Here is a 16,791-nt window from a genome sequence, read left to right on the forward strand (position 1 = left end):
GGAATTGCCATGAAAGCCGAAATTCACCCGAATTATCATACGATTACGGTCGTGATGACCGATGGCACCGAGTACTTGACCCGCTCCACCTGGGGCAAGGAAGGCGACAAGCTGCACCTCGACATCGACCCGAAGTCGCACCCGGCCTGGACCGGCGGTACCCAGCAGCTCATGGACCGCGGCGGCCGCGTCTCCCGCTTCCAGAAGAAGTTCTCGGGCTTCCTCAAGAAGGATTGATCGGCCCCATCAGGCCGAGACGAAGAACGCCCCTGGCTCGCCAGGGGCGTTTTTGTTTGTCGCGGCGTCACGCGCCTCGCGCGATCTGCACACCCGCGACGGCAAAGAACACCGAGCCCAACGCGATCGATAGGCCTGCGCCCTGCCCCATGGGCAGCCCCAGGAAGCAAGCGAGGGCGGCGAGGCTGGCCGCAACGCCGATCGCCACGCCGAGCAACGCCATCGATCGGCTCAGCATTGGCGCTTGTGCGCGCGTTTCGTCGGCGAGCGCCAACGCAGTTCCGGATCCGAACGCCAACGTCCCCAGCATGAATAGGGCATCAAACAGAAGCTTGAAGCCGGCGAAGGCGGCAGCGCCGTCGCCGCGAGCGGCCATGGGGCCGAGGACATAGCCCGCGACAGCATCGACCAGGATAAACACGACGATGCTGAGCAGGATCGCAGTCCAGCCTGCCGCTGCGGTACTCCGTCCGCGCCGCGCAAGTTCCAGCACGATCAGGAGAGCGCCCGTCGCCATCACGACATCGGAGAAAATCCCAACCCTTCCCGCGGCGGACAACATGCCTGCACCGGCAGCAGTCCCTGCGAGCGCGAGATCGATCGGAAAAGCCGGCAAGGCCGCGGCGGGCGGCGCTAACGCGTAGAGCGCGCTGGTGACGGCGACGCCGAACGAGCCCAGCGCGAGCGCTGCGCCGGCCGCTCTCTGAATGGACACCGTGCCGCGCCCTGACGTCGGCCGGCCGGCGAGATCAAGCGTGGCTGAACTGGCCATGGCAAAGCTCCCTGTTGCCAATCTTCAGGATTGGTTGCAGAGTGAAACCATACACATTTTGGTTTCACTCTGCAACCATGGCTGGCAAGACCGACCTGTCCGAACTGAACTGTTCGCTGGCCCGCACGCTCGATATCGTCGGCGACTGGTGGACACTGCTCGTGATCCGTGACGCCTTTCTCGGCGTCAGGCGCTTTGGCGATTTCCAGCGAAGCCTCGGGATTGCGAAGAACATTCTGGCGACGCGGCTGGAGCGTCTGGTCGCCGACGGCATTCTGGAGCGCAGCGGTCCGGACAAGCGCCCGCAATATCAACCGACGGAGAAGGGCCGCGCGCTGGTGCCTGCGATGGTCGCCCTGATGCAATGGGGCGACAAATATGCATCGTCGGGCAAGCCGCCGGTCACCGTCACGGATGCCGAGGGTCGGCCGGTGTCGCCTGTCAAATTGCAAAGCCGCGGCGGTGAGGTCAGCGCAACCGCAATCCGCTTCCATCCAGGACCCGGCGCGAATGCACGAACGCGCGCCTTCTTCGACGCGCTGTCGACGGAGGATTAGTTTTTTGTTTGTGGACGGGTCACCCGTCATCCTGAGGTGCGAGCCGTGCGGCGCAACGCGCCGCATGGAGAGCCTCGAAGGATGAACGGCCCCCGCATCGACAGCCGGGCCGTCGCCCTTCGAGGGCCGCTGAAGAAGCGGCCACCTCCAGCGACAACGGCTTCGCCGTTGCGCGGGGGTGACGGTTCAATTGCCGCGATGTCTTGAGGTCTTACCGCTCGAACGCGGCCTTGAGCGCGTTGAGCTGCGGCACCAGGGGATTGCCGATCGGCACGCGTTCCGGGGCCGGTGTGTGAATGCTGGTGTCGAGGCGGCGCACGCGCGACTGCAGGCTCATCGAGCGCGAGATCAACGTCTGCAACTGCTCCGGCAATTTCTCGATCGTATCAGTGGGGCCGGGATCGGCGGCGGTGAGCTTCACCTTGGTCTTCTCGCGATTGGCTTGGACCAGCGTCATCTCGCCTTCCTTCACCGCGCGGTGCAGCAGCAGCCAGGAGGCGAGTTGCATCAAGCGCGTGGTGAGCCGCATGCTTTCGGTCGCGTAGGTGAGGCTGACGGCGCGATCGAGCGCCTTGGCCTCGGTTCGGCCGGCGCCATCGAGATAGGCGGCGGTCTCCTCGACCAGATCCATGCCTTCGCGGAACAAGGTGCTGAACGCGGCGGAATTGGTGAACCGCTCGCTGAGTTGAACCAGAGCGCCCTCGGCTTGCGAACGGTCCGACATGGTTAACGCCCCTTACGCCACAGTTTACTGTTTGACCTGCCCGGTTAACGCGCCGGGTTATGATGAACAAATCATTGCGCGGGCGGGGTGCGGAGTCCAGCGGCAACCGCGTTTACGGTTACCGCGCGCTCTGGGCCCACGATGAGTGACGAAAACGTCACAAGCCTCGGCGCACGGGGGCGCGCGGCGCAAAAAAAGAGCCGCCGGAGACCGGCGGCTTTGAAAGTTGATAACAGGGAGGCGTCAAACAGAGTGGACAGGAGCCACTCGGTGTCCAAACGAGGACAGTTCCAGTCATAAACTCGAAAGCTTAATCGACCGTAAACGAGCTAATTTTTTCAGGCTTCGTTAGCCACGTCGGCCATTGGCCGAGTGGTGGCGGGAACAATCCCTCCCCCACGTCGCTCCGGCGAAGGCCGGGGCCACTACTTCTTGAAAAAATGATCCGCCGCATCGCGCGAGGCGCGCTTCTTGGTGGCGGCTTCCTCGAGTCTGGCGATCTCGGACTTCAACAGCGCGATGCGTTCGGTCAATTCCTCGACCGACAAGAGTGAGAGGTCCTGTCCGACCTCGTGGCTGATCTTCTTGCGCGGACGATCGTCGTCTTCGATTGCCATCAGCTTCCTCCTGTCCGTCATGCGGTCGACGAGGCCCTGGCGGTTGCCAGCGCTGGGCGGGCTGGCTAATCAGGGGCCACGTTCGATCTCGCTCTCCTCGAAGGACAAATCATGGAAAAGCTGCCTGCGCAAATGACCGTGGTCGCCATCTCAAAACCCGGCGGTCCGGAGGTGCTGATCCCGGAGACGCGTGCGGTGCCGCAGCCCGGTCCGGACGAGATTTTGGTCAAGGTGCTCGCCGCCGGCGTCAACCGGCCCGACGTGGCGCAGCGTTCCGGCGCCTATCCGCCGCCGCCCGGCGCCAGCGATCTGCCGGGGCTCGAGATTGCCGGCGAAGTGGTTGCGGTCGGCAGCAATGCCAAGCGGCACAAGATCGGCGACAAGGTGATGTCGCTCGTCGCAGGCGGCGGCTATGCGCAATATTGCATCGCCCAGGACGCGCAGGCGATGACGGTGCCATCAGCTTTGTCGATGCAGGAAGCCGGCGCCCTGCCGGAAACGCTGATGACGGTCTGGCACAATGTGTTCGAGCGCGGCGGACTGAAGGCGGGCGAGACGCTGCTGATCCATGGCGGCTCCTCCGGCATCGGCACCATGGCGATCCAGCTTGCAAAAGCGTTCGGCGCGAAGGTGATCGTCACCGTCGGATCGCAGGACAAGATCGATGCCTGCCTCAAGCTCGGGGCGGACCGCGCGATCAATTACAAGACGGAAGACTTCGTTGCCGTGGTCAAGGCGGAAACCAACAATGCCGGGGCCAATTTGATCCTCGACATGGTCGCCGGCGACTATGTCGATCGCAACTACGATGCCGCCGCGGTCGACGGCCGCATCGTCCAGATCGCAACCCTCAACGGCCCGAAAGTTAACGTCAACATCGCCAAGGTGATGGTGAAGCGCCTGACCCATACCGGCTCGACGCTGCGTCCCCGTAGTAATGCGGATAAGGCGGCGATGGTGGCGGCGATCGAGGCCAAGGTGATGCCGCTTTTGCGCGAAGGCCGCGTCAAGCCGCTGATGGACAGCACTTTCCCGCTGGAAAAGGCTGTTGATGCGCACCGGCGGATGGAGACGTCAGCACATATTGGCAAAATTGTGTTGGCCGTATAGCTCGCACGCTCCCGACGCGACCGGAAACCCTTTGATTTTCCTCGCTTTCGTGGCATCTATCCCGGGTAGCCGAACCACCCCGCCCGGGCGGGAAACGGCTGACTCTTAAGGGCTTAGATTTAAGCGCTTGCATCTCGAGTTTGCGTCAAACGCGGAGAACTGACCTTGCGTCTGATCAGGCGCCTCGCGCCCATAGCGCTGGGCCTCATGGTTCTTGTCGCCGCGTTGCCTGCACGCGCGCTTGACGCCGTCAGCGTCCGCAGCGATGCGCCTGCGATCGACCTGACCGCCGTCCTCGAGCACCAGCGCAGCGACGCCGACCGCATCCAGGTCTCCACCGCGCCCGCCACCGACGGCATCGTCCGCCGCATCGAGGTCCGCGCCCGCGAAGGCGGCCAGAACTGGGTGGTGTTCGCGCTCGCCAACAACACCGACGACCAGCTCGACCGCCTGATCGTCGCGCCGCACTACCGCATCGTCTCCTCAGGGCTGCTGTGGCCCGACCTCGGCCTGTCGCGCATCGCGACCATTACGCCGTCGACCGGCGATCGTCCCGAGCGGCAGGAGAGCCCAACCGCCGACGTCTTCCGCATCACGCTCGACCCCGGCGCCGTCATCACCTTCGTCGCGGAGCTGCGCACCGACAAGCTGCCGCAGCTCTATCTGTGGGAGCCCGAAGCCTACAAGGACAAGGTCAACTCCTTCACGCTCTACCAGGGCATCGTGATCGGCATCTCCGGCCTCTTGGCGCTGGTGCTGACCATCCTGTTCGTCGTGAAGGGCAGCATCATGTTCCCCGCCGCCGCGGCGCTGGCCTGGGCGGTGCTGGTCTATATCGGCGTCGACTTCGGCTTCTGGGGCAAGGTGCTGGACATGTCGAACAACGCCGAGCGCATCTGGCGCGCGGCGGGTGAAGCGATCTTGGCGGCAACGCTGCTCGTGTTCCTGTTCGCCTATCTCAATCTCAGCCGCTGGCACGTACGCTATTCGCATATCACGGTCGGCTGGCTCGCCTTCCTCGGCTCGCTGGTCGCGCTCGCGCTGTTCGATCCCGCGGTCGCCTCCGGCATCGCGCGCATGTCGCTGGTGCTGATCGCCTTCGCGGGCTTTGCGCTGATCGTCTATCTCTCCACCCACGGCTTTGACCGCGCGGTGCTGCTGATCCCGACCTGGTTCCTCCTGGTGGTCTGGGTGGTCGCGGCCGGCATGACGGTCGCGGGCTCCGTCACCAACGACATCGTCGGTCCTGCCCTGCTCGGCGGCCTCGTGCTGATCGTGATGCTGATCGGCTTCACGGTCATGCAGCACGCCTTCGCCGGCGGCGGCGCCACGACAGGCGTCGTCTCCGACATCGAGCGCCGCGCGCTCGCGCTGGCCGGCTCCGGCGATCTGATCTGGGACTGGGACGTCTCCGCCGACAAGGTTTTTACCAGCCCGGAAACCGAGGCGCTGCTCGGCCTCAAGCGCGGCACGCTGGAAGGCCCCGCCGCAACCTGGCTGGAGGTGCTGCATCCGCTCGACCAGGACCGCTTCCGCGCAGCGCTCGACAGCGTGCTCGACCAGCGCCGCGGACGGCTGGTGCAGGATTTCCGCCTGCGCACGCCGGACGGCCATTTCATGTGGTTCGCGCTGAAGGCGCGGCCCGTGGTCGGCTCCGACGGCGAGGTCTCGCGCGTCGTGGGCACGCTCACCGACGTCACCGAGCTGCGCAACGCCGAAGAACGCCTGCTGCACGATTCCGTGCATGACAACCTCACCGGCCTGCCCAACCGCAAGCTGTTCATGGATCGCCTGAACGCGGTCGCGAATTTCGCAAAGACCATGCCGACGTTGCGGCCGACGCTGATGGTGATCGACCTCGATCGCTTCAAGCAGGTCAACGATTCCGTCGGCATCGCGGTCGGCGATTCCATTTTGCTGACGCTGGCCCGCCGCCTCACCCGCATCCTCAAGCCGCAGGACACGCTGGCGCGGCTCGCGGGCGATCAGTTCGGCCTGATCCTGCTGTCGGAGCAGGACCCGGCGCGGATCACCAATTTCGCCGAGACCATCCGCAAGACCATCCGCGCGCCGATCGCCTTCAACGATCGCGAAATCTTTTTGACCGCATCGATCGGCCTGGCGCTGTCCGATCCGCAGACGCAGCTCACGGACGAGATCATCAAGGACGCCGAGCTTGCGATGTATCATTCCAAGCGCATCGGCGGTGATCGCATCGACGTCTACAAGCCCGCCATGCGCGCGCGGAAAACCGATCGCCTGACGCTCGAGAGCGAGCTGCGCCGCGCCATCGAGCGCCAGGAGATCACGATCCTCTACCAGCCGATCGTGCGTCTGGAAGACCGCTCGATCGCCGGCTTCGAGGCGCTGTCGCGCTGGGATCATCCAAAGCTCGGGCGCATGGCGCCGTCGGAATTCATCACCATCGCCGAAGAGACCGGCCTGATCGTCGACCTCGGCATGTTCGTGCTCGACCAGACCGCAAAGCAGCTCTCGGTCTGGCAGCGCGCGATGCGCTCGCGCGAGCCGATCTTCGCCTCCGTCAACGTCTCCTCGCGGCAGCTTTTGCGCCACGACCTCATCCACGACATCCGCACCGTGCTGTCACGCTCCTCGGTGGCGCGCGGCACGCTGAAGCTCGAGCTGACGGAATCGCTGGTCATGGAGAATCCGGAGCACGCAGCGCAAATGCTGACGCGGATCCGCGAGCTCGGCACCGGCTTGTCGCTCGACGATTTCGGCACCGGCCATTCCTCGCTGGCCTACCTGCAGCGCTTCCCGTTCGACACCATCAAGATCGACCAGTCGTTCGTGCGCACCACGAGCCGCGGCACGCGCCCGGTGATCCTGAAGTCGATCATCGCGCTGGCGCACGACCTCGGCATGGACGTGGTCGCGGAAGGCGCCGAGACCGATTCCGACGCCGTCGAGCTCTACCAGTTAGGTGCCGAATACGCGCAGGGTTTTGCCTTCGGCGAGCCGATGGACGCGGATGCTGCGATGCGCCTGCTCACCGAAGTGCGGCTGGAAGCGGCGAGCTAGGGCGCGTAGCACGCACACGCGTGCACACTCCCCCACACAACAAGCGACATCCCCGGATCGAAGCTGCTACAGTCAGCTTCGCGCGCATGAACCCATGGGAATGAGATGGACGGTCGCAAGCTCCGGGTCGCAATCCTCTTCGGCGGACGATCGGCCGAGCATGACGTGTCGCGGGCGTCGGCGGCGAATGTGCTGCGCTCGCTCGATCAGGATCGCTATGAGACGGTCCTGATCGGAATCACGCGGGAGGGCCGCTGGATCGCGGCCGATGCCCGCAATGGTGCTGGAACAGGTAGCACGGCCTTGGTCGTTCCGCAGGATGGACCGCAGGTCTCGCTGCTTCCCGGCGGCGGCGGCAAAGCGCTGCTCACGGACGATACGGGATCGCAGGCACGCCCGCTTCCCGCCTTCGACGTCGTCTTCCCGGTCCTGCATGGCCCTCACGGCGAAGACGGCACCGTGCAGGGTGCGCTCGAACTGGCCGACGTTCCCTATGTCGGATCGGGTGTGCTCGGCTCCGCGGTCGCAATGGACAAGGACGTCGCCAAGCGACTTTTGCAGGATGCGGGGCTGCCGATGGCCCGCTTCATCGCGATCACGGCGCCTTCGACCATCGACTATGATGACGCCGTCCAAGCCGTCGGCACCAAAGAGCTGTTCGTAAAACCTGCGAACATGGGCTCATCGGTGGGCGTGTCCAGGGCGCGAACCGCCGAGGAGTTCGCTGAAGCCTGCAAGCATGCATTCCGGTTCGACAGAAAAATCCTGATCGAGCAGAGCGTGCCGTCGGTTCGCGAGATCGAGTGCTCGGTACTGGAGGATGCGAGCGGCGAGGTGCGCGCATCCGAGCTCGGCGAAATCGTGCCCGACGACAAGCACGGCTTCTATTCCTACGATGCCAAATATATCGACGCCGGCGGCGCCAGTCTCGTCGTGCCTGCCCGGCTGGCGCCTGACCTGAGCGAGGCGATCAAGCTGCTGGCGATCAAGACATTCAAGGTGCTGTGCTGCGAGGGCATGGCACGCATCGATTTCTTCCTGAGCGGTCAGGACGTCTTCGTGAACGAAGCCAACACGCTGCCGGGCTTCACGAACATCAGCATGTATCCAAAGCTCTGGGAAACCAGCGGCCTGCCGCAATCGAAACTGATGGACGTGTTGATCGCGCATGCCATCGCGCGCCATCGGCGGTCGAGGACCGTTTCGGTGCATCGCTAGTCGAGCAGCAGCCGCGAACCGTACTACCCAATCACTCCGTCGAGATCGGAATAGATGACGTCGGCCGTGCGCTGATAGTGTTGCTGCAGGAGACGCACGGCTTCTTCGATGTCCTTCGCAAGGACTGCCTGCAGGATCTCGCGGTGCTCGGCGCCGACCTTGCGCGCCGGATAGGCCTTTGCGATCGACATCATGCGATAGCGATAGAGCCGATCGGCAAGCTGTTCGCAGAAGCCGAGCAGCGGCCGCGACCCGCACAGGCCGATCAGCGTCGCGTGGAAGGCGCGGTGTACCTTCTCCCAATCCGGATTGTCCTCGAAAGTGTCGGCCTTGAGCGAGCGCGGCGTGCGCTCGAGCCGGTGATGCGCCACCAGCAAAGACTCTTCCCACGCCTGCGTCGCATTCTGCATGGACTCGCGGAGCGCCAGGCCTTCGACCCAGCATTTGGTCTTGGTCAGCTCCTGCAGCTCTTCCCTGCTGACCTCCTTCACATAGAAGCCGCGCTGCTCCATGCCGACCACGAACTCTTCCGTCGTCAGGCGGTTGAGCGCCTCTCGCAGCGGGGTCTGCCCGACATTGTATTGCTCCATCAGGAAGCGCGATTGCAGCTTGCGGCCAGGCTCCAGCCGCGTGGTCAGGATGTCGGCCTTGAGCCGCGCATAGATCGTCGTCGCCAGCGTTGCCGGCTGGTCCGCCTTCTGGCTTGGCAGGTCAGAGCTCATGGGCGCCCATGGGAATCATCGGCTTTTTTGTACATCAGCCACCTCCCATGCAATAATTTATAAATTATTGCTTTACTAGCTTTTTTCTACATATTAAGGAGCTGGTCGCGAGTTCGCGTTCCCAATACCAAGGAAGCCCAATGTCCGATTTTCCGGTGGCGGCCCTGCGTAGCGTCGAGATCACGACGCCGCACCTCGCCGGTTCGGTCGAGTTCTACACCGCCGTCTGGGGTCTCGACGTCGCGGCGGAGGCTGACGGCACGGTGTACCTCGCGGCAACGGGCAGCGACTTCCACGTCCTCGAACTCACGCCTGGTGAAGCGACCTCGCTCCGCAAGGTCAGCTTCCGCACCCGCTCGCACGAGGATTTGCACCGCCTGTTCGACCGCACGCGGCAGGCCGGCTGCGAGGTGATCAGCTCGCTCGCGCCATCGCGCGCGCCGTCGGGCGGCGAGAGTTTTGTGGTTCGCGAGCCGCAGGGCTGCGCGATGGAGTTCGTCCACGGCGATCGCACCAAGCCGGCTCGCGTGATCGCCGACCGCCCCGAGCGGCTGGCGCATGTCAACATCAACAGCGCTGACGTCGAGAAGCTTTCGGCCTTCTACCAGGACGTTTTGGGATTCCGGCTGTCGGACCGCTCGAAGCTGATGGCCTTCCTGTGCTGCAACAGCGACCACCACGCGATCGTGCTGGCGGAGGCTCCGCGCAACGGCCTCAACCACGTAGCCTTCCTGATGCCCGATCTGGAATCCGTCATGCGCGGCTCCGGCCGCATGATCGATCACGGCCATCCGATCGGCTGGGGCGTCGGCCGGCACGGCCCGGGCGACAATGTGTTCGCCTATTTCGTCGATCCGACCGGCGCCGTCATCGAATACACCGCCGAGGTTTTGCAGATCGACGACAGTTACGTTGCGAAAGGTCCGGGCGACTGGGTCTGGCCGCCGGGACGAACGGATCAATGGGGCATTGCTCCGCCGAAATCCGAGGCCTGCAAGGCAGCGCAGCTATCCGTTCCCTTCACGACGGCGCCCACATGACGGCTGATGCCACCGGCTATGACGTGCTGATCGTCGGCTTCGGGCCGACCGGCGCCGTTGCCGCTAGTTTGCTTGGCCGCCTCGGCCATCGCACGCTGGTCATCGACCGGCTCACGGACGTCTACGACAAGCCGCGCGCGATTGCGCTCGATCACGAGATCTTTCGCCATTTCGACAATATGGGCCTCGCCGAGGCGATCTCGCCTTATATCGAGCCCTTCACCGCCTCGCAGCATTTTGGCGTCGACGGCCAGTTGATCCGGCGCATCGACATGGTCGCAAAGCCCTATCCGCTCGGCTACACGCCTAGCATGGTGTTCAGCCAGCCCGCGGTCGAGGCCGAGCTGCGCCGCCATGCGACCAGTTTTCCCAACGTGCGAGCCGAGCTCGGCGTCGAGCTGCTCGATCTCGTTCAAACCTCCGATCGTGTCGAAGCAAGGCTGAAGGACGCCGACGGACGGCAGCGTTCCGTGACGGCGCGCTACGTGCTCGGCTGCGACGGCGCCTCGAGCACGGTGCGCGAGATCGCCGGCCTTCCGCTCGAAGACCTCACCTTCGACGAACCCTGGCTCGTGGTCGACGTCCGCGTGAACCAGGACGCGCTCGTCAAACTTCCGCAATGCTCCGCGCAATTCTGCAATCCCGCGCGTCCCGTCAGCTTCCTCATCGGCCCGAAAAACCACCGCCGCTGGGAGATCATGCTGCTCCCCGGCGAAGACGCGCGGCAGATGGAGCGGCCGGAGAACGTCTGGAAGCTGCTCGCACCCTGGCTGACACCGCAGGACGGTGAATTGTGGCGCGCGGCGTCTTACCGCTTCCACGCCCTCGTGGCTGCCGATTGGCGTAACGGAAGGATCCTGATCGCCGGCGACGCCGCCCATCAGCAGCCGCCGTTCATCGGCCAGGGCATGTGCCAGGGCCTGCGCGACGCCACCAATGTGGTCTGGAAGCTGGATCGCGTGCTCAGGGGCACATCGCCCGACAGCCTGCTCAATAGCTACACCGTCGAGCGCAAGCAGCACGTGATCGAGCTGACCGGCAAGATCAAGGCGATCGGCCAGTCGATCTGTGAACGCGACGCGGCCGCGGCGCGTCAACGCGATGCGCAACTTTTGGCGCAAGGCGGCGGCAAGCCGCTGCAGATCACGCGGCAGGAAATCATTCCGCCGTTGCGCGATGGCTTGGTCGCCCGTCACGAGACGCCTGCGCGCGGCAGCCTGTTTCCGCAGCCCCGGATCGCAAGTGAAGGCTCCGTGCGCTTGCTCGACAAGGTGACGGGACCCGGCTTGCGTGTCTTCATCGACGGCCGCACCAGTGAGGCCGCCGCCCTCCTCGCGCTCTGCGCCGCGCATGCAGAAATATCGGCAGCGGCAATCGCCCCTCCCGGTACACCTGATGCGCTCGAAGAGACCGAGGGCGTGCTCCAAAACTGGTTCGACCGCCACGGCGTTATCGTCGCGGTCGTTCGGCCCGACCACTACGTCTTCGGCACCGCGCGCAATGCCGCTGAACTTGCCGATCTCCTGAGCGAGATCGATCTGCGTTTGCGCGACGTCCCTGCCGGGCAGGCCAACAAGATTCCCGATCTGAGAATGGAGAAAACGCCGTGAAACTGGCTACTGTTGCGATCGACGGCCGCACCACCTGGGGCATCGTCGAAGGCGAGACCTTTTTGGATGTCGGCGCAGCTCTCAAGGCGGACTATGCCGACCTCAAGGCGGCAATCGGCGCGCGGTTCGCAGGCGTTGCGGATGCAAGGTCGGCGGCCGCTGGCGTTCCGATCTCGAACGTCACCTGGCTGCCGGTCATTCCGAACCCGGACAAGATTTTGTGCGTGGGCCTGAACTACGAGACCCACCGCAAGGAGACCGGTCGCGCCGAGGTCGAGCACCCCACCATCTTCTCGCGCTACGCCAACAGTCAGACCGGGCATTTGCGGCCGATCGTGCGGCCGCGCGTCTCGACCGATCTCGATTTCGAAGGCGAGCTCGCGGTCATCATCGGCAAGGCGGGGCGCTACATCTCCCGCACTGAGGCCATGGGTTACGTCGCCGGCTATTCCTGCTACAATGACGGCAGCATCCGCGATTTCCAGCGTCACACGCATCAGTTCACGCCGGGCAAGAATTTTCCGGATACCGGCGCGTTCGGGCCCTGGATGATGACGCCGGACGAGCTCGGCGCGCTCGACGAACTCAAGCTCGAGACCCGCCTCAACGGCCAGGTCGTGCAGGAGGCGCGGATCAAGCAGATGATCTTCGATATCCCGCGCCAGATCGAATATTGCTCCACCTTCACGCGGCTCGAGCCCGGCGACGTCATCGTCAGCGGAACGCCGGGTGGCGTCGGCGCGCGGCGCGAGCCGCCGCTCTGGATGAAGCCCGGCGACGTCGTCGAGGTCGAGGTCGAACGGCTCGGCGTGCTGCGGAATGTCGTCACGGACGAGGCCTGATCGGAAGGCGGCAGCCCGCGACCGCGCGGGCTGCGCCCTCATTGCAAAGCGACCAAGACCGCAAAGCGGCACCTTCCAGGAGGAACAGATGTTTAGACCAACCCGTCGTGTGCTGCTGACCGGCGCTGCGCTTTGCCTCTCCGTTCCGGCCTTCGCCGAGTCCTGGCCGCAACGGCCGGTGACGGTCGTGGTGCCGCAGCCGGCGGGCAACAGCCCGGACGTGATGTGCCGCCTGATCGCGGACAAGCTGTCCCGCGCCTTCGGGCAGCAATTCGTCGTCGAGAATCGTGCGGGCGCCGCAAACCTCGTCGGCACGCAGTCGGTCGCCCGTGCTGCCGCGGACGGCTACACGTTCCTGTTTGCCACCTCGGCCGCGCTCGTCACCAACCCCTATACGTTCAAAAAGCTCCCCTACGATCCCGTGAAGGATTTTGTCCCGGTCGCGATGGCGGCCCGCAGCAACCACGTCCTGCTCGTCAATCCCGAGGTGAAGGCCAAAACGCTGCCGGACCTGATCGCGCTGGAAAAATCGGCACCCGGCTCGTTGAGCATGGCGGTCGACGGCGCGCGCAACCTCTCGGGCCTGATCGCGCAAGCCATCAACAAGCACGCCGGGACCGGCTTTGTCCTCATCCCCTACAACACGACCACGAATGCGATCCAGGACGCCGTGACGGGGCGCGTTCAGGTGACGATCCAGGCGGCGTCCATCGCTGAGGCCTTCATCAAGGCGGGTACGCTGCGGCCGATTGCCGTTGCCGGCGCCAAGCGGATCGACTCTTTGCCGGACGTTCCAGCGATCGCGGAAACGCTGCAAAGCGTCGATCTGCAGGGCTGGTTCATGTTCATGGCACCTAGCGGCACGCCCGCAGACATCGTCGACAAACTGAGCGCCGAGATCGCAAAAGCCCTGGAATCACCGGAGGTGCGCGAGCGCGCTCCTGCCCTCGGCTTCGACGTCCGTATCGGCGATGCGGTGACGCCTAAAGGCGCAAAGCGCTTCCTCGACGACCAGCTCACCTCTTCCGGCAAGATCATTCAGGCACTCGGTATCGAGCCTGAATAGCCGAGGGTCCGGCCCTGCGCCGCGAAGGACCTCGCCTGGGCCGCAACCGTCGTTGATCTACGTCAACGTTCCCGATCCCTGGTGCTCCCTACTTCTCGCGCCGCACGACCGGCGAGCCGCCACCTTTGGTTCGCGCGCGCGAAAAGGAGTATCACCATGCATGTAAGGAAACGTCTTTCGATTGGGGCGATGACAGTGACGGGAATTGCCGCCAGCGCCCTGCTGGGAGTTGCAGGTGTAGCTCTTAGCGCGGCCCCCGCCGGCGCGGTCGTATACTGTCAATATGTCGACTACCCGCCGAGCTGCGTTGCAAGACCCGGCGTCGTGCTGAGGCCGCGCCCCGTGGCGCGTGCAGCGGTGCGGGCCAACACGGCGAGCCCAACCAATCTGAATGGCGGCGTCAACCGCGTTGGCGTGCGGCGGTAAAGGATTTACGTTCATCGCTCGTTTGCCGTTGTTTTCTCTATCGACTTTCGGCGCCGGCGTAGCTGTGGGCCGGCGGACGCGACGCTGCGATGCGGCTGCCACGGAGTGCGGCCGCATCTCGTATATTGCGACTTCTCGACGCTCAAGCGTCGTCATCAGTTTCGGTGTGTGGCCTCCCATTCTCTGGCAGCCTTGACTGCCTCTTCGAAGGCTCCGCCGCCGTCGAGTAGCGCGCGTTTAACCGCGGGCTCCAGCGGCTGTTCGATACCGCTATCGTCGAGCGGCATCCTGTCCTCGCGCACCGCGGCCATCAATCGGGCGATTTCCCCTGCCGCGTGGGCAGGTGTGTGCATCAGCACCAGCCGGCGCATCTTCCAGGGATTGTTTGGCACGTGACAGTTGCCGCACTGGGCGTCGCGCATTCTCAGCGCCAGCGTCCTGTATGTGAAATCGACCTTGGGCAGATATGGATTGTCCTGCCGAAACAAGCCATCAAACAGCGTCACGCGCGGCTGCAGGCGCCCGTCCTTGTCCATCCACATCCATTGGCCGTCGAATTTGGGCCATGTCGGTTCGGTCAAGACGACGGGCTTGTCGTGACCGCGTTCCGTGAATTGCCCGATGACGATCTTCGCGGTCTTCGGATCTACCCAGAGCAAAACGGAATTGGCGGCCTGATAGACCCCCCACTTCGCCTCGTCATGCCAGAACGGGTAAGGATATTCCCCCGGTGGCAGCAAGTTGCGAAATCCTGCCCGTAGACGCACCAGGTACAATCGCTCGCGCGCGACGAACTCGATGCTGTACTCACCGCTGTACATGAACAGGGGAAGATACAGCCCGGCAATCACGTCGGATGCAAACTGCGTCAGATTGGTGTCCTTCAGCGCTGCCCCGGCGTCTTGATTCCGGCGGCCCCACAATAGTCTCGGCGAGAGGCTGCGCCGCAGCATGGAGTCGCCGAACAGATTGTGCCGGCATTCGTCAAATGCCACCTGGCTCGAGGGTGAAGCAGGGGGGCAGACTCGTTGTAATTCGAGCGCGACGTCGGAGGCCATCTGTGCGACTTGATCGCCAAGGTCGGGAAGGTCGTCGTCGATCTCTGCGGCCTCCGGGGCAAGCAAGGCGGCGAGCAGCAGCGCGCCACCGGCTACCAAGCGCTGCGCGATCGCGCCGAACATGGGCCTACCGCGTCGGCGTCATGTAATTTGCCACAAGATGGTCGGCAATTTTGTGCCCCATCGCTTCTCCGACTTCGAGCGAATTGCGGAAATGAATACCGCCCCAGATGCGCACCTCTTTGTGCTCCTGGTCCATCTGCGCAAAGCTTGCGTATTGGCGTGTCAGACGCGCGTCGGAAGTATCAGTCACGACGAAACCTTCCGGAGCACTTCCGAAAACAGCTTCCAGAACGCCACGCGCCGCGCCCGCGTTGATCCCGGCTTGCGACGGATACTCCGGATGCATTGGCGTCGTGTTCAGAGGCTGCCAGCCTGCATCGCGCTCGGTCGCGTCGTTGCCATCCTGATCGCCGTTGCGGATCGCAGTGATCGGTCGCCAGAAGTTGTATTGGAATTTGGCGTCCCAATCGACGATGAAGCAGTTGGCGAGAGCCATGGACATCAGCGCAAACACTCTCGCGCTGTCTGCCACGGAAAGGCCGCGACGAGCCGAGACTTGCCAGGCCGCCTGGTACCATGCGGGCCCAAGGTTGGCCTGTGTCCAGAAGCGCACGGCGTCCGACTGCGCGTCGGTTCGCTTGGTGCTTTTCACGCCGCCCATTTCCTTGGTTTCGTTGTAGTCGCGTGCGTAGAGAGCACTGTCCAGGGCGGGAGGTCGACCCGGCCGGAATTGGCTCGCGCTGTCCATGCCCCACGGCTTGGCTGTGGCATATTGCGGGAAGAGGGGTGGCGTTGTTGGCACCCACACGCCAGGCGCGGTGATCGGGCGGTACGTGTCGGGCACGTTTGTCGCATCGCTCCGCCGTTCGTCGAAGACGGCAGCTGCAACCTTCTCGCCTATTGCGATACCAGCAACGCGTGCGGAGTCTTCCGGAATGGCTTGCATGGTCTCTGCAAAGGCCGCATCGATCCGCGCCTTCTGACCGGGATATTGGCGCATCAAGATTTCGCGCGCAGCCGCTGCCGCCGCGGCCTCTGCCGAGGCGCGCGGGTCAATCGGAAACTCCGCCCGGGTGTAACGGGAATATTGATTCTGCACCGAGTTGACCGCGTCCGACATTGACACGTTCACCAGAGCCAAGCTGCGGGTCCACGGATTGCCGGCGACGTTGACCGCTTTCATCACGTCCAAGGCGGTGATGTTCCAGTCGGCGATGACGTCGGCGCGGGCCAATGTGGTGCCTGAAATCAAGGCCAAGCCGACGATTGCAGATTTCAGTACGTTCATCGTTGCCTCCTTCTCCGAAAGATGGATTTTCCAGACGGCTGGCGATGTGATTTGAAACGTACCCTCGTGATCCTTCTGATCATGCGCGCAGTCGCATCATGCAACAGTGTCGCTGCGCTCGCGCCCGGGGAGTATTCCGGGTTGGCTCCGCGGAACCATAGCGCCGCCAGCAGCCGAAAAGCACTACACGTGTGTCAGACACCTCCTCAAAAGGTTCAACCACAAACCTATGAACGGGAATGTCAACATGGCTGCACCTGTGGCGCGAGTCTGAAAAGTGTTCGCTGGTGCTACGGATGTAGATGCTGAAGACGTGACCGAAAAAGAGCTACATCTCGTTGACGCGCGGCAAGGTTAAGCAATAGATCAAGGTGGAACTTGATTGATTGCGCGCGGTCG

Annotated in this window: 16 protein-coding genes; 10 read left to right on the top strand and 6 right to left on the bottom strand. The window is 63.9% G+C overall.

All coding sequences use genetic code 11. The features are described 5' to 3' along the window. Positions 1-9: 9 nt before the first annotated feature. Positions 10-237 (top strand): 50S ribosomal protein L31, encoded by a 228-nt coding sequence (gene rpmE / locus KUF59_RS40070; protein ID WP_140980169.1) that lies wholly within the window; start codon positions 10-12, stop codon positions 235-237. A gap of 67 nt (positions 238-304) precedes the next feature. On the opposite strand, the gene KUF59_RS40075 is transcribed toward rpmE, so the two are convergent. After that, positions 305-1,009, bottom strand: a complete 705-nt coding sequence (locus KUF59_RS40075; protein ID WP_212456793.1) for a hypothetical protein — start codon at positions 1,007-1,009, stop codon at positions 305-307. A 77-nt stretch (positions 1,010-1,086) separates the two neighbouring features. Between KUF59_RS40075 and KUF59_RS40080 the strand changes: the two genes are divergently transcribed. After that, positions 1,087-1,566, top strand: coding sequence for a winged helix-turn-helix transcriptional regulator (locus KUF59_RS40080; RefSeq protein ID WP_212456794.1), 480 nt, complete (start codon positions 1,087-1,089; stop codon positions 1,564-1,566). A 211-nt stretch (positions 1,567-1,777) separates the two neighbouring features. Here the strand turns inward: KUF59_RS40080 and rcdA are convergent, their stop codons facing one another. Together rcdA and KUF59_RS40090 are read right to left on the bottom strand one after the other, a co-directional pair. Further along, a complete protein-coding gene (gene rcdA / locus KUF59_RS40085; protein ID WP_212456795.1) occupies positions 1,778-2,290 on the bottom strand; it encodes a protease adaptor protein RcdA in 513 nt (170 codons plus the stop codon). A gap of 425 nt (positions 2,291-2,715) precedes the next feature. Further along, complete coding sequence (locus KUF59_RS40090) at positions 2,716-2,907, bottom strand: DUF1192 domain-containing protein (RefSeq protein WP_212456796.1); 192 nt, start codon at positions 2,905-2,907, stop codon at positions 2,716-2,718. Between the two features lie 111 nt (positions 2,908-3,018). On the opposite strand from KUF59_RS40090, the gene KUF59_RS40095 reads away from it, so the two are divergent. From KUF59_RS40095 to KUF59_RS40105, 3 genes are all read left to right on the top strand, one after another. Continuing rightward, positions 3,019-4,017: an NAD(P)H-quinone oxidoreductase gene (locus tag KUF59_RS40095; RefSeq protein ID WP_212456797.1), complete on the top strand. Its 999-nt coding sequence runs from the start codon at positions 3,019-3,021 to the stop codon at positions 4,015-4,017. A 165-nt stretch (positions 4,018-4,182) separates the two neighbouring features. Next, positions 4,183-7,059, top strand: a complete 2,877-nt coding sequence (locus tag KUF59_RS40100; protein WP_212456798.1) for an EAL domain-containing protein — start codon at positions 4,183-4,185, stop codon at positions 7,057-7,059. Positions 7,060-7,164: 105 nt separating this feature from the next. Beyond that, positions 7,165-8,277 (top strand): D-alanine--D-alanine ligase family protein, encoded by a 1,113-nt coding sequence (locus tag KUF59_RS40105; RefSeq protein WP_258767989.1) that lies wholly within the window; start codon positions 7,165-7,167, stop codon positions 8,275-8,277. A 23-nt stretch (positions 8,278-8,300) separates the two neighbouring features. On the opposite strand, the gene KUF59_RS40110 is transcribed toward KUF59_RS40105, so the two are convergent. Then, positions 8,301-8,999: a GntR family transcriptional regulator gene (locus tag KUF59_RS40110; protein ID WP_212456800.1), complete on the bottom strand. Its 699-nt coding sequence runs from the start codon at positions 8,997-8,999 to the stop codon at positions 8,301-8,303. 140 nt (positions 9,000-9,139) lie between these two features. Here KUF59_RS40110 and KUF59_RS40115 point away from each other — a divergent pair, with 140 nt between their 5' ends. The 5 genes from KUF59_RS40115 (at position 9,140) to KUF59_RS40135 (ending at position 13,983) form a co-directional block, all read left to right on the top strand. Beyond that, complete coding sequence (locus KUF59_RS40115; RefSeq protein WP_212456801.1) at positions 9,140-10,039, top strand: VOC family protein; 900 nt, start codon at positions 9,140-9,142, stop codon at positions 10,037-10,039. Further along, positions 10,036-11,649 carry a bifunctional 3-(3-hydroxy-phenyl)propionate/3-hydroxycinnamic acid hydroxylase gene (locus KUF59_RS40120; RefSeq protein WP_212456802.1) on the top strand — a complete coding sequence of 538 codons (1,614 nt, stop codon included), beginning with the start codon at positions 10,036-10,038 and terminating at the stop codon, positions 11,647-11,649. Before KUF59_RS40115 ends, KUF59_RS40120 begins: the two co-directional genes overlap by 4 nt. Then, a complete protein-coding gene (locus KUF59_RS40125) occupies positions 11,646-12,491 on the top strand; it encodes a fumarylacetoacetate hydrolase family protein (protein ID WP_212456803.1) in 846 nt (281 codons plus the stop codon). Before KUF59_RS40120 ends, KUF59_RS40125 begins: the two co-directional genes overlap by 4 nt. Before the next feature lie 88 nt (positions 12,492-12,579). Then, on the top strand, positions 12,580-13,557 hold the full coding sequence (locus KUF59_RS40130; protein ID WP_212456804.1) for a Bug family tripartite tricarboxylate transporter substrate binding protein: 978 nt from the start codon (positions 12,580-12,582) through the stop codon (positions 13,555-13,557). A gap of 156 nt (positions 13,558-13,713) precedes the next feature. After that, positions 13,714-13,983 (top strand): hypothetical protein, encoded by a 270-nt coding sequence (locus KUF59_RS40135; RefSeq protein WP_249140121.1) that lies wholly within the window; start codon positions 13,714-13,716, stop codon positions 13,981-13,983. A gap of 155 nt (positions 13,984-14,138) precedes the next feature. On the opposite strand, the gene KUF59_RS40140 is transcribed toward KUF59_RS40135, so the two are convergent. Together KUF59_RS40140 and KUF59_RS40145 are read right to left on the bottom strand one after the other, a co-directional pair. After that, the gene (locus KUF59_RS40140) at positions 14,139-15,164 is read right to left on the bottom strand and encodes a hypothetical protein (protein WP_212456805.1); all 1,026 of its coding nucleotides are present in this window, start codon (positions 15,162-15,164) and stop codon (positions 14,139-14,141) included. Between the two features lie 4 nt (positions 15,165-15,168). Continuing rightward, positions 15,169-16,392 carry a vanadium-dependent haloperoxidase gene (locus KUF59_RS40145; protein ID WP_212456806.1) on the bottom strand — a complete coding sequence of 408 codons (1,224 nt, stop codon included), beginning with the start codon at positions 16,390-16,392 and terminating at the stop codon, positions 15,169-15,171. Positions 16,393-16,791: the final 399 nt, after the last annotated feature.

The sequence above is a fragment of the Bradyrhizobium arachidis genome, from assembly GCF_024758505.1.
Classification (GTDB): Bacteria; Pseudomonadota; Alphaproteobacteria; order Rhizobiales; family Xanthobacteraceae; genus Bradyrhizobium; species Bradyrhizobium manausense_C.